The organism is Bradyrhizobium sp. AUGA SZCCT0158 (genome assembly GCF_018130065.1).
Lineage (GTDB): Bacteria > Pseudomonadota > Alphaproteobacteria > Rhizobiales > Xanthobacteraceae > Bradyrhizobium.
Window position 1 is genome coordinate 98,246 of record NZ_JAFCME010000002.1, and the last position, 13,591, is coordinate 111,836.

Consider the following 13,591-nt stretch of genomic DNA (forward strand, 5'->3'; position numbering starts at 1 on the left):
AACAGGTTGAGACCGCACGCTCTCGCATTGATCGGCTGTCTTTTCACGGCCATGCCGGCTTATCCGCAAAGCGATCCCACGCTGGCGCTGCCCGAACTCACCTTGCAGGTGCCGACCCGTGCGCTCGGCGATCAGTGCCGCAAGATCGAAGCTGATGATCCGCGCGTGCCGGTGTCGCTGCATCGGACCTTCCACGATGATTTCGACGTGCATCCGCTGGTCGAAGCACGATGGGTGCCGCACTACGCCGGTGGCGCCGCCTGGCCGCAGTCGCGCTACTGGGGCGGCGAAGGCTCCGATTTCAAGCGCAAGACCAGCTATAATGGCGAACAGCAGATCTACGTCGATTCGGTGTATGGCGGGCGGGGCACGGTGCCGCTCGGGCTCGATCCGTTCCGGGTCCGGGGCGGCATTCTCTCGATCATCGCCAGCCGGACTCCGCCCGACCTGCGGTCCCTGCTGTTCAACAATGAATACATCTCGGGCATCCTGACCACCCAGGGCAAGTTCACGCAGAAATACGGCTATTTCGAAATGCGCTCCAGGATCCCGGCCGGGGTCGGCGTGTGGCCGGCGTTCTGGATGCTCGCCGATGACGGCGGCTGGCCGCCGGAAATCGACATCATGGAAGGCCGCGGACAACAGCACGACAACATCGTCATGACCACGCATTGGCGGATTCCGGCCACCGGACGGGTCGAGCGCTGCGGGTTCGACTTCATGGTTGCCGATACCAGGAGCGAATTCCACAATTATGGTGTGCTGTGGCAGCGCGATCGCATCATCTATTTCATCGACCGCCAGCCGGTGTCGGAGATCAAGGTTCCGGTCGGCTTCGACGCGCCGATGTACATGATCGTCAATCTTGCGATGGGCTCGAAGACGATGGAAGGCGTCGGCTTCGTCGACGGCCTGTCTCCCAATGTCGTGGAATTCGAAATCGACCGGATTTCGGCCTATCAAATTGATACATACTGATCATCGCAACCGGCCGGGACGCGCAAGCCGGCAGCACCGAAGCTGACGGAGAACGTAATGTCCGGGAAATTCTCGCGCCGGCAATTTGCCAAGCTGGCGGGCCTCTCCGCGCTTGGTATGGCGGCGACATCGGCCAATGCGGCCCCCAAACAAAGGCCGGCCGCCGACCCGCACGCCCCTGCCCGTTTCCCGAAAGACTTTCGCTGGGGCACCGCGACATCGGCCTATCAGATCGAGGGCGCGGTCAATGAGGACGGCCGCGGCCGCTCGATCTGGGACACCTTCGCCCACACCCCGGGCAAGATCGAGGACAAGACCACCGGGGACCGCGCCAACGAACACTATCATCGCTACAAGGAAGACGTCGGCCTGATGCGCGATCTCGGCGTCAAGCACTACCGCTTCTCGATCGCGTGGCCGCGGGTGTTTCCGGAAGGCACCGGCAAGCCCAATCCCAAGGGCCTCGATTTCTATAACCGGCTGCTCGACGAACTGCTGGCCAAAGGCATCGAACCCTACGCGACGCTGTATCATTGGGACTTGCCGCAGGCGTTGCAGGACCGCGTCGGCGGCTGGCAGTCCACCGACACCTCGAAAGCGTTCGCGGATTACGCCGGCTATGTCGCGGAGCGTTTGACCGACCGCGTCAAAAACATCTTCACGCTGAACGAAGCCGGACGTTTCCTGAATTTCGGCTACGGATGGGGCATCGACGCGCCCGGCCTCAAATTGCCGAATGCGGAATTGAACCAGGCACGGCATAACGTCGTTTTGGGCCACGGCCTTGCGGTGCAGGCGATCCGCGCCCGCGGGCGCGCGGGCACCAAGGTCGGCCCGGCCGAGAACATCGCGACCTGCGTGCCGGCCTTCGACACGCCCGAAAACGTCCACGCTGCCGAGATCGCGACCCGCGAACTGAACTCGGGCCTGCTCGGCGTGATGCTGGAAGGCAAATACACCGACGGTTTCCTCGAATATGCCGGCAAGGACGCGCCGAAATTCACCGCCGAGGAATTGAAGATCATCGGCTCGCCCAACGATTTCGTCGGCCTCAACATCTACGCGCCGCAATTCTACATCGCAGCGTCAGACAAGAAGCCGGGCTGGTCGGTATTGCCGTTTCCCGCCTCGTTTCCGCACATGAGTGCCGACTGGCTGCGTATCGGTCCCGAAACGATCTATTGGGCGCCGCGGCTCGCAGCCAAGGTCTGGAACCTGAAGACGATCTACATCACCGAGAACGGCACCTCGTCGGAGGACAAGGTGCATGCCGACGGCAAGATCTACGATCTCGACCGCATCATGTACCTGCGCAATTATTTGCGGCAGCTGCAGCGCGCCGTCGCCGAGGGCGTGCCGGTCCGCGGCTATTTCCTGTGGACCCTGATGGACAATTTCGAATGGATCTACGGCTACGAAAAGCGCTTCGGGCTCATCCACGTCGATTTTGAAACCCAGCGCCGGACGCCGAAGCTCAGTGCGTCGTTTTATCGCGACGTGGTGACGCGCAACGCGATCGGCGCCTGAAGCCGCCTAGTGAAAGCGCACCAGCTGCGGCTGCGGCATCGAAGCCTGGTGTGACGGCGCGCGATCACCTTTGACTGCCACAGTCACGGCGGGTTCATGCCGCACGTTCCGCGATGATTCGTGGCTGATGAACATGCTGGCGGCGCCGACCATCAAGACGACATAAAGGCCGAAGATGCCACCGACCCAGCGCCAGTAGATCCGGCGGCTGTCGGGGGTAAGGCTTTCGATCAAGCTGCGCATGACTGCCTCCTCCTCGAGGAACTGATGGCGCTGCGTATAGCTTGCACTCCGGCCCCGGTGTGTGACGTACTTCACAGAAGCCCGCATTAAAACGGAGAACCCGTGACCGGTCCGGAACTGAAGAAACTGCGCGAAGACCTCGGTGAGGCGATCGGCCAACCCCTTGGCGTGGCCGACATGGCCAAGCTCTGCGGGTTGCCGCCAGAAGACGGCGCCAACACGATTCGGAAATGGGAAGTCACCGGCCCGACCGGCCCCGTCGCCGAACTGCTGCGCATCCTGGCGATGGCCAGCGACCGCTATCCGATCCTGGAAATGTTCAACGTGTTCGACCGCCATGACGTCGCCGAAAAGGACCGGCCGGCGCGGCGGCAGGCGTTCCGCGAGCAGATGCGCGGCGACGTGCGGCGGCGCATTGCCTAAGGCAAGGCTTGCGCGCCGCGCGCCCGAGGGACCCCGATTTTAAGGCTTCATTAAGCTTGCCTTAGGACGCCGTTAAGCACAGAAAACAAGGCTTCCTTAAGCACAAAAAACGTTTGCTCTCCAATGGGTTGGGTAATCGATCGGTGTGCCTGGCAAGTGACAGCATTTTATTCAAAAGCTGTCTAACTGCACGCCATGGACGGCGCCCGGCATGTGGCGCTTCCCAACGATTTTCCGGAGACCCACGACCATGAAGAAGTTCCTGCTCGCAATCGTCGCTCTCGCAGCCCTCGGCGCGGCGTCCCCGGCGCTCGGCGCCGACATGGGCGCACGGCCCTACTACAACAAGGCGCCGGCCTATGCCGCGCCGCTCTACAACTGGACCGGCTTCTATCTCGGCGCCCATATCGGCGGCGCCTTCTCGAGCAGCAACACTTTCAACGGCCTGGTGCTCAGCGACTACAGCGCGCGCCTGCTGGGCGGCGTGCAGGCCGGTGCCGATTACCAGTTCGCGCCGAACTGGGTCATCGGCGCCGAGGGCCAGTACAGCTGGCTCGGCCAGAACAACCTCAGTTCGGTGTTCCCGAACGGCTTCGTCTACAACAACGATCAGCGCGCGATCGCTTCGATCACCGCCCGTGTCGGCTACACCTGGGGCCCGGGCATGCTCTACGTCAAAGGCGGCTACGCCTATTCGAACAATCGCGACACCCTGACCTTTGCCGGCGTGCCGGTCGCGTTCACGCTCGATAAGAATCACAGCAATGGCTACACCGTCGGCGCCGGCGTCGAATACATGTTCGCCCCGAACTGGTCGGCCAAGGCCGAATACATGTACTACGACTTCGGCACCACCCGCTTCGTGACCCCGGTCGCGCTGGCCCCCTTTGGCACCTTCCATAACGACGAGCATACGTTGAAGGTTGGCGTCAATTATCGCTTCAACTTCGCGGGCGCGCGCTACTGATCGCTTCTACAGGGAGGCGCGAGAAGGCCGGCTTGAACGCCGGCCTTTTTGTTTGCGCCATGTTGTTTGCGCAATGGCTTGTTTGCGCAAGGGCGTTTCCCAGCGAAGCGGGCTCCCGCTTTTCAAACATTGTTCGATGGCGGGCCAGCGCTCAAATCGCGAAAAGCGTCCGCATTTTCCCGACTTGTTAACCGGGTACCACGATACTGCCGCCGGGGAATCATCCAGGGATAGCGGGACGGGGCGGCGGCAAATGGCGTTACGATTCAGCATCGGCAAGATCAGGCTCAAGGGTTTCAGCTTTCCGAATTTCGGCGTCAGGGGCAGCCTGTTTGCCGCCTTCGCCGTCATCGCCGGCATGGCGATCGTGATCAGCGCCGGTGCCGGCCTGGTGCTCGGACATCTCGGCGGCGCCATGGTCGAACTGAGCGGACGGGACATCCCCCGCCTTGCGGCCAGCCTGCAATTGTCGGCGGAGAGCGCCAGCCTTGCCAGCCAGGGACCGGGGCTGCTCGCCTCCCGCAGCGAGGAGATGCTGAACGAGCGCTCCAAAAAAATGCAGGAGACCCAGCGCATCACCCTGCAAAGGCTTGCCGAGATCACCAAGCTCGGCGCCAACAAGGATACCGTCGCAGCCCTCACCGAGACGGTGAAAAACATCGAGGACATGATCAAGAGTCTCGGCGGCGCGGCACGCGAACGGCTGGAAACCGGTGCCCAGCACGAAAAACTGTATGAAGCGCTGCGCACGGCCCAGACTGCGTTCGTCAAGGCCGCCGCGCCCGCGATGGTCGACGCCCAGACCCAGCTCAGCAGCATCTTCGGCGCCGCCAGCTTCAACCAGGACGAAGCCACCAAGGCGGAGAAAACGGTCGAGCAGATCAGCGACATCATCGCCGCCGGCAATCTGACCGCGTTCAACATGATGGCCGCGCTTTCATCCGAGAGCAGCGACACGCTCGAAGCCATCGAGAAGCAAACCCGCACGGCGCAGCAGCGCGTTAAATCGAACCTCGACCAGCTTCCCAAGGGTTCTCTTACGACGGCACTGAGCAACGCCTCGAAAGCCCTGCTGGCGCTCGGCGAAGGCAAGACCGGCGTCTTCAAGGTCCGCCAGAAGGAACTGGACGCCACGGATTACGGCCAGACCATCCTGGAAGAAACCCGCAAGCTCAATGTCGGCCTCGGCATCAGCGTGCAGCAACTGGTGGACGGCGTGCGCGGCGAGACCGACGCCTCGACCCGGCAGGCGGGCAAGGAGATTTCGCTGGCGACCACCGTCATGCTCGCGCTCGGTGCGGCGACCCTGATCGGATCGGTGCTGTTCGTCTGGCTCTATGTCGGCCGCAACATTCTGCGGCGCATCGGCAATCTGCAGCGTTCGATGCAGTTGCTCTCCAGCGGCGATCTCGAATCGGAAATCTATCAGTCGAGCCAAAAGGACGAGATCGCGGCGATGGCCAATTCGCTGCACGTGTTCCGCGAGAGCATGATCCAGAGCCGGGCGCTCACCGCCGACCAGGACCAGGATCGCATCGCCAAGGCCGAGCGCGCCACCCGCATGGAAGCCCGTATCGTCGAGTTCGAAACCACGGTGCGCACGGCGCTGGATAGTTTGCAGGAAGCGGCCGGCTCGATGCAGACCACCGCGCAGAGCATGTCGGCGACCGCCGATCAGTCCAGCGCGCTGGTGAGCGCGGTGGCCTCCGCCGCCGAGGAGACCTCGGTCAACGTCCAGACCGTGTCGTCGGGCACCGAGGAACTGTCGTCGTCGATCGAGGAAATCGGCCGCCAGGTCGTCACCTCGGCGGAGATCGCCCGCAAGGCGGTCGAGGAAGCCGGCGCCACCGACGCCACCATGCAGGGGCTGGCCGACAACGCCGCCCGCATCAGCGTAGTGGTCGATTTGATCCAGACCATCGCCTCGCAGACCAATTTGCTGGCGCTGAACGCCACCATCGAGGCCGCGCGCGCCGGTGAAGCCGGCCGCGGCTTCGCCGTGGTCGCCTCCGAGGTCAAGAGCCTCGCCACCCAGACCGCGAAGGCCACCGACGAGATCCGCCAGCAGATCGTCAGCATGCAGACGGTGACGACGACGGCGGTGTCCGCGATCCGCAGCATCTCCACCACGATCGGTGAGATCAACGACGTCACGACCGCGATCGCGGCCGCCGTCGAGGAGCAGGGCGCTGCGACGCGCGAGATCGCGCGCAACATTTCGCACGCCGCCGGCGGCACCAGCGAGGTTTCCAGCAACATTGTCGGCGTCTCCAGCGCCTCGACCGAAGCCGGCTCCGCCGCCAGCGAGGTCTTGACCGCCTCCGGCGCGCTCCGCCGCGAAGCCGACGTGCTGCGCGCGGAAATCGACGCGTTTTTGGGGAATATCCGGGCGGCGTAATGGTCCCCGTCATTCCGGGGCTATGCGAAGCATAGAACCCGGAATCTCGAGATTCCCCGGGGGCGCAAGTGCGCCCCTGAGGTTCGCATCTTCGATGCGCCCCGGAACGACAGCAGAGTGTGCCGCCACAACAAAATACCCATGCCTTTTATCCCACCGGGCACCTGCTTTTTCGGCTAGCGCCGCACCAATTGTGCGGGTAAGTCGGTGGGATGCACTCGAAAACCGACCCCGTTCAGTCCTCCGCCGAAGCCCTGCGATACCCCTGGGAGAATCACCCCGGCCAGGATCAGGTCGTCGAGGTGGTGCCGGGCGTGTTGTGGGTCCGGCTCAAGCTGCCGTTCCGGCTCAATCATGTGAACATCTACCTGCTCGCCGACGGCGACGGCTGGGCGATGATCGATTCCGGGTTCGGCAATGAGGAAACCATCGAAGCCTGGACCACGCTGTTCGAGGGTCCGCTCCGGCACGTGAAAATCTCCCGCCTGATCGTGACCCATTCGCATCCCGATCACGTCGGTCTGGCGGGCTGGGTCACCGAGCGCTTCGACTGTCCCTTGCAGATGTCGCAGGTCGAATATCTGCAGTCGGTCTATCACCAGAACCGCGGCACCGAGGAGCGCCGCAACGCGCAGCGGCTGTTCTTCCGCCGTCACGGCATGGACGAGAGCCTGACCGACACGCTGCTGAGCCGCGGCCAGGATTACCTGAAGCAGGTTTCGGTGCTGCCACCGTCCTATCGCCGCATCGCGCATGGCGACGAGATCGTGATCGGCACGCGGCGCTTCAAGGTCATCACCGGCGGCGGCCACGCGCTCGACCAGGTGATGCTGTATTGCGCCGCCGACAAATTGTTCCTTTCCGCCGACCAGGTGCTGAGCAAGATCTCGCCCAATGTCAGCGTCTGGGCGGTCGAGCCCAACCAGAACTCGCTCGGCGAATATCTGGCCTCGTTGGCGAGCCTGACCACCACGCTGCCCTATGACGTGATGGTGCTGCCCGGCCACGGCGTGCCGTTCTACGGCCTCAAGACCCGGATCAAGCAGCTGGCCGACCATCACGAGGACCGCTGCCGGCTGATCGCCGAAGCCTGCCGGACCGTGCCGCAGACCTCGAAGCAACTGGTGCCGGTGGTGTTCCACAAGCACGTGCTGGACGCCCACCAGATGGGCTTTGCCGCCGGCGAACTGATCGCCCACGTCAACTACATGCTGGTCGAGGGCCGCCTGATCTCTGAAGTCACCGACGGCGTGCTGTATTTCCGGACCACCTGACGCGCCCAACTAATCCATAGCTATTGGGCCTAAAAGGGCGCACGGTCGCGCCGTGCTATCCCGGCTGTCGTGCCGAACGAACTTCCACATTGAAGCCTTATCCAGCGGCGGCATTGATTTGACGCCGTCATTGCTGACGCGCGCGGCAATTGCGCCCGCAAAGGAAAATAGATGAAAATAATTGTTGCCGTCCTGGCGCTGTGCGCCTTCGCGCAGAACGCGTTCGCTGCAAGCCCGGAATGCCGCGCGGTCGAAAGCAACAGCGCACGGCTCGCCTGCTACGACGCGGCGCAGCCTCCGAAAATCGCAATGTCCAAGGAAATATCCAAGGAAAAAACCAGGGCGATCGAGAGCGACGCCTCACGACCCGAATACAAGGATCCCTTCCTCGCCGAGAACGCCCGCACCACGTCCAAGCTGAACAATATCTGTCGCGGCTGCTGAGCCACGGTCGACGAAAGAGGACGACAATGGCCAAAGTGTCGGACTATCGAATCATTACCTTTCAGCGGCAGCCCGGACTTTGGCGGGCCAATATGACGCCGATCGTCCAGTCCTCAACGATCACCCGGGGCGCGGCGATCCGCGGCTTTGTGACGGCCGAAGACAGCAAGTCCGAAGACGACGCCCTGATCGCGGCCAATCGCGCCATCAGGGAACTTGACTCGTAACCCGGGTCGGCGGCGCTCTTTGGCTACTCATGGTTTCATCCGCGCGGCCAAAATACCGGGACCGTAAATCGCAGCTAGCGCGTTGATCGGGATCAAGATTTTACTTACCTTGGGTTCGTCCCGAAGGCTCGCGAAAATGTGGGATTTCACATAGACACCAAACCTGGAAAAGCTCTAAAAAGAGCCCACGCCGCTCCGGCCGGTTCCGTTTCAGGTCTCGTGATGGATTACAGCAAGTTCTTCTCCGCCGCCCTCAACCGCCTGCATGACGAGCGGCGCTACCGGGTTTTCGCCGACCTCGAGCGGATCGCGGGCCGCTTCCCGCATGCGGTCTGGCACTCGCCGAAGGGCCAGCGCAACGTCGTGATCTGGTGCTCCAACGACTATCTCGGCATGGGCCAGCACCCGAAAGTGGTCGGCGCCATGGTCGAGACCGCGACCCGTGTCGGCACCGGCGCCGGCGGCACCCGCAACATCGCCGGCACCCATCACCCGCTGGTGCAGCTGGAGGCCGAACTGGCCGACCTGCACGGCAAGGAAGCGTCACTGCTGTTCACCTCGGGCTACGTCTCGAACCAGACCGGCATCGCGACCCTGGCAAAACTGATTCCGAACTGCCTCATTCTCTCCGACGCGCTCAACCACAATTCGATGATCGAGGGCGTGCGCCAGGCCGGCTGCGATCGCCAGATCTTCCGCCACAGCGACATGGCGCATCTGGAAGAGCTGTTGATTGCCGCAGGCCCCGACAGGCCCAAGCTGATCGCCTGCGAGAGCCTTTATTCGATGGACGGCGACATCGCGCCGCTCGCCAGGATCTGCGATCTCGCGGAAAAATACGGTGCGATGACCTATGTGGACGAAGTGCACGCGGTGGGCATGTACGGCCCGCGCGGCGGCGGCATCGCCGAGCGCGACGGCGTCATGCACCGCATCGACGTGCTCGAAGGCACGCTGGCCAAAGCCTTCGGCTGCCTCGGCGGCTACATCGCAGGGAAGGCCGACAACATCGATGCCGTCCGCTCCTACGCGCCGGGCTTCATCTTCACGACCGCACTGCCGCCGGCGATCTGCTCGGCCGCCACAGCGGCAATCCGCCACCTGAAAACCTCGAACTGGGAGCGCGAGCGCCACCAGGACCGCGCCGCCCGCGTCAAGGCGATCCTGAACGCCGCGGGCCTGCCTGTGATGTCGAGCGAGACCCATATCGTGCCGCTGTTCGTCGGCGACCCCGAGAACTGCAAGAAGGCGTCCGACATCCTGCTCGAAGAGCACGGCATCTACATCCAGCCGATCAACTATCCGACCGTCGCCAAGGGAACCGAGCGCTTGAGGATCACGCCCTCGCCCTACCATGATGACGGCCTGATCGATCACCTTGCCGAAGCGCTGCTTCAGGTCTGGGAACGCCTCGGCCTGCCGCTGAAGCGGAAATCGCTGGCGGCCGAGTAACCGTACTCCCTCGAAACCCCGGAAATCGGGCCGGTAGCGCGATGCGCTGCCGGCTCAATGCGTTTATAGTGGCGGTTCCGGTCCGCGAACAGAGGCCGGGAAGGGAGACAGGCAGCAATGCTGCACGACTGGGGCGTGATCGCCGCCGCATTCGCCTATATCGGACTGCTGTTCTTCGTCGCCAGCTATGGCGACCGCCTGTCGCCGAGCCAACGCGGCCGCGCCAGCATGATGATCTATCCGCTGTCGCTGGCGATCTACTGCACCTCCTGGACCTTCTTCGGCTCGGTCGGCTTCGCCAGCCGCACCAGCGTCGAGTTCCTCGCGATCTATGTCGGCCCGATCCTGATGATCGGATTGTGCACGCCGCTGCTCCGCCGCGTGATCCAGCTGGCCAAATCGCAGAACATCACCTCGATCGCCGACTTCATCGCCGCCCGCTACGGCAAGAGCCAGGCGGTGGCCGCGACCGTCGCCGTCATCGCGATTATCGGATCGGTCCCCTACATCGCGCTCCAGCTCAAGGCGATGTCTTCCTCGCTGGAGACGATCCTGAGCGAGGACAAGCTGTTCTCCTCGATCCCGCTGATCGGCGACATCGCGCTGGTGGTGACGCTGGCGATGGCCGTGTTCGCCGTGCTGTTCGGAACCCGCCAGACCGACGCCACCGAACACCAGCACGGGTTGATGCTGGCGGTCGCCACCGAATCCATCGTCAAGCTGGTGGCGTTTCTCGCCGCCGGCCTCTTCGTCACCTTCTGGATGTTCTCGCCGGTCGAACTGATCGAACGCGCGATGAAAACGCCGGAAGCAATGCGCGCGATCAACTACTCGCCTTCGATCGGCAATTTCCTGACCATGACGCTGCTCTCGTTCTGCGCGATCATGCTGCTGCCGCGGCAGTTTCACGTCAGCGTGGTCGAGAATTCCAGCATCGACGAGGTCAATCGCGCACGCTGGCTGTTTCCGCTCTATCTGGTCGCCATCAATCTGTTCGTGATCCCGATCGCCATCGCCGGCCTCGTCACCTTCCCGTTCGGTGCCGTCGACAGCGACATGTTCGTGCTGGCGCTGCCGATCGAGGGAAACGCGCCCTTGCTCAGCATCGCGGTCTTTGTCGGCGGCCTGTCGGCCGCGACCGCGATGGTGATCGTGGAATGCGTGGCACTTTCGATCATGGTTTCGAACGACATCGTCTTGCCGCTGGTGTTGCAGCGGAGCCCGCGGACGCGCCCGGGCCAGCAGGATTTCGGCGACTTCCTGCTCAAGGTGCGGCGCTTTGCGATCTTCGCCATCATGGTGATGGCCTATTTCTACTATCGCGCGCTCGGCAGCACCCAACTGGCCGCGATCGGGCTGCTGTCGTTCGCCGCCCTCGCCCAGCTCGCGCCGGCCTTCTTCGGCGGCCTGTTCTGGCGGCAGGGCACCGCGCGCGGCGCCATGGGCGGCATGCTGGTCGGCGTTGCCGTGTGGATCTACACGCTGTTTCTGCCGAGCTTCCTCGAAACCACCACGGCGGGGCTGCAATTCCTGCAGCACGGACCGTTCGGCATCGAGGCGCTTCGCCCGCGGGCGCTGTTCGGCGCTGATCTGCCGCCGCTGATGCATGGCGTGCTGTGGTCGCTCGGGCTCAACATCCTGACCTACGTCGTGATGTCGCTGGCGCGTCAACCGTCTTCGATCGAACGGTTGCAGGCCGACCTGTTCGTGCCGAGCACGCTGACGCCGATTACGCCGACCTTCCGGCGCTGGCGCACCACGGTCACGGTGCAGGATATCCAGAGCACGGTGGCGCAATATCTCGGCCCCGACCGCGCCCGCCAGGCGTTCGAGACCTTTACCGCCGGCCATCCCGGTCATCTCGATCCGGCAGCGCCCGCCGATTTCGAGTTGCTGCAGCATGCCGAGCGCCTGATCGCGTCCTCGATCGGGGCGGCCTCCTCGCGCCTCGTGATGTCGCTGCTGCTGCGCAAGCGCACCGTCTCCGCCAAGGCGGCGCTGAAGCTGCTCGACGATTCCCATGCTGCGCTGCATTTCAACCGCGAGATCCTGCAGACCGCGCTGAACCATGTGCGCCAGGGTATTGCGGTATTCGACGCCGACCTGCAGCTGATCTGCTCGAATGCGCAGTTCGGCGAAATCCTCGCGCTGCCGCCGCATCTGGTGCAGCTCGGGATTCCCCTGCAGGAAATCCTCGAATTCATGGACGCCGTCAGCCCGCCCGGCTCCGGCAACAGCGACGCCCTGCTGGCGCTACGGCTGAAAGCCTACACCACCGAGGGCGAGCCCTACCTGGAACGCCTGCCCGACCGGCACATGGTGATCGAGGTCCGCTCCAACCGGATGCCGGGCGGCGGGCTCGTGATCACCTTCTCCGACGTCACGCCGAGCTTCGAGGCGGCGGAAGCGCTGGAGCGCGCCAATGCGACGCTGGAGAAGCGGGTGCGGGACCGCACCGAGGAACTCACCCGGCTGAATTCCGAACTGGCGCTGGCCAAGAGCACCGCCGAGGACGCCAACATCTCGAAGACCCGGTTTCTCGCGGCCGCCAGCCACGACATCCTGCAGCCGCTGAACGCGGCGCGGCTTTATGTCACGAGCCTGGTCGAGCGCCAGAGCGGCGGCGAGGATTCGCGCCTGGTCGAGAACATCGACGACTCGCTGGAGGCGATCGAGGAAATCCTCGGCGCGCTGCTGGACATCTCGCGGCTCGACGCCGGCGCGATGACCACCTCGATCACCAGCTTCAAGATGGCCGACCTGATGCGGTCGCTGGAAATCGAATTCGCCCCGATCGCCCGCGCCAAGGGGCTGAAGCTGAGCTTCGTGCCGTGCTCGCTGCCGGTCGAATCCGACCGCGCGCTGCTGCGCCGCCTGCTGCAGAACTTCATATCCAACGCGATCAAATATACCCCGCGCGGGCGGGTGCTGGTCGGCTGCCGCCGCCGCGGGCAAACCCTGCAGATCGGCATCTATGATACCGGCGTCGGAATCCCCGTGCAGAAGCGCGGCGAGATCTTCAAGGAGTTCCACCGTCTCGAACAGGGCGCGCGGATCGCGCGCGGGCTCGGCCTCGGGCTCTCGATCGTCGAGCGGCTGGCGCGGGTGCTCAACCACGGCATCGCGCTGGGCGCCAATGCCGGCGGCGGCTCGGTGTTCTCGGTGACGGTGCCGGTCGCCAAGGCGGTCAACTATACCGCCGCCGTCACCAGCGCGACGCCGCTCTCGAAGACGCCGATGAGCGGCGCATTGATCGTCTGCATCGAAAACGATCCGGCGATCCTCGATGGCATGAAGACGCTGCTCACGGCGTGGGATGCCGAGGTGATCGCGGTGGCCGATCCCGAGGCGGCGATCGCCGCGATCGAGACGTCGGGCGGAAGCGTCACCGGCCTTCTGGTCGACTATCACCTCGACCGCGGCAACGGCGTCGCCGCGATCCGCGAGATCCGCCGCCGCTTCGGCGAGAACACTCCGGCGATCCTGATCACGGCGGACCGCAGTCCGAATGTGCGGGCGGCCGCGCGCGAGGAAAATATCGCGGTGCTGAACAAGCCGGTCAAACCGGCATCGCTGCGGGCGCTGCTCGGCCAGTGGCGCGCCCAGCAGCTGGTCGCGGCGGAGTAGGCGCGAGCCGCGCGCGAAGAGCGTAGGATGG

At 64.0% G+C, this 13,591-nt stretch carries 11 protein-coding genes; 10 read left to right on the forward strand and 1 reads right to left on the reverse strand.

Translation table 11 applies throughout. The features are described from left to right. The first annotated feature begins 6 nt into the window (after nt 1–6). On the forward strand, nt 7–978 hold the full coding sequence (locus JQ574_RS03250; RefSeq protein ID WP_409363443.1) for a family 16 glycosylhydrolase: 972 nt from the start codon (nt 7–9) through the stop codon (nt 976–978). A 57-nt stretch (nt 979–1,035) separates the two neighbouring features. Then, nucleotides 1,036–2,505 carry a GH1 family beta-glucosidase gene (locus JQ574_RS03255; RefSeq protein WP_212214600.1) on the forward strand — a complete coding sequence of 490 codons (1,470 nt, stop codon included), beginning with the start codon at nt 1,036–1,038 and terminating at the stop codon, nt 2,503–2,505. A gap of 6 nt (nt 2,506–2,511) precedes the next feature. Here the strand turns inward: JQ574_RS03255 and JQ574_RS03260 are convergent, their stop codons facing one another. Beyond that, on the reverse strand, nt 2,512–2,748 hold the full coding sequence (locus JQ574_RS03260; protein ID WP_212214603.1) for a hypothetical protein: 237 nt from the start codon (nt 2,746–2,748) through the stop codon (nt 2,512–2,514). A gap of 102 nt (nt 2,749–2,850) precedes the next feature. Here JQ574_RS03260 and JQ574_RS03265 point away from each other — a divergent pair, with 102 nt between their 5' ends. From JQ574_RS03265 to JQ574_RS03295, 8 genes are all read left to right on the forward strand, one after another. Further along, nucleotides 2,851–3,171: a hypothetical protein gene (locus JQ574_RS03265; protein WP_212214606.1), complete on the forward strand. Its 321-nt coding sequence runs from the start codon at nt 2,851–2,853 to the stop codon at nt 3,169–3,171. Nucleotides 3,172–3,421: 250 nt separating this feature from the next. Then, nucleotides 3,422–4,138, forward strand: a complete 717-nt coding sequence (locus JQ574_RS03270; RefSeq protein ID WP_212214609.1) for an outer membrane protein — start codon at nt 3,422–3,424, stop codon at nt 4,136–4,138. A gap of 253 nt (nt 4,139–4,391) precedes the next feature. Then, nucleotides 4,392–6,536: a methyl-accepting chemotaxis protein gene (locus JQ574_RS03275; protein ID WP_212214612.1), complete on the forward strand. Its 2,145-nt coding sequence runs from the start codon at nt 4,392–4,394 to the stop codon at nt 6,534–6,536. A gap of 212 nt (nt 6,537–6,748) precedes the next feature. Then, nucleotides 6,749–7,810, forward strand: coding sequence for an MBL fold metallo-hydrolase (locus tag JQ574_RS03280; RefSeq protein ID WP_212214615.1), 1,062 nt, complete (start codon nt 6,749–6,751; stop codon nt 7,808–7,810). Between the two features lie 171 nt (nt 7,811–7,981). Beyond that, the gene (locus JQ574_RS03285; RefSeq protein WP_212214618.1) at nt 7,982–8,254 is read left to right on the forward strand and encodes a hypothetical protein; all 273 of its coding nucleotides are present in this window, start codon (nt 7,982–7,984) and stop codon (nt 8,252–8,254) included. Nucleotides 8,255–8,346: 92 nt separating this feature from the next. Next, nucleotides 8,347–8,481, forward strand: coding sequence for a hypothetical protein (locus tag JQ574_RS35440; protein WP_283813676.1), 135 nt, complete (start codon nt 8,347–8,349; stop codon nt 8,479–8,481). 222 nt (nt 8,482–8,703) lie between these two features. Continuing rightward, nucleotides 8,704–9,933 (forward strand): 5-aminolevulinate synthase, encoded by a 1,230-nt coding sequence (gene hemA / locus JQ574_RS03290; protein WP_212383279.1) that lies wholly within the window; start codon nt 8,704–8,706, stop codon nt 9,931–9,933. A 117-nt stretch (nt 9,934–10,050) separates the two neighbouring features. Next, on the forward strand, nt 10,051–13,560 hold the full coding sequence (locus tag JQ574_RS03295) for a PAS domain-containing hybrid sensor histidine kinase/response regulator (RefSeq protein ID WP_212214623.1): 3,510 nt from the start codon (nt 10,051–10,053) through the stop codon (nt 13,558–13,560). The last annotated feature ends 31 nt before the right edge of the window (nt 13,561–13,591 follow it).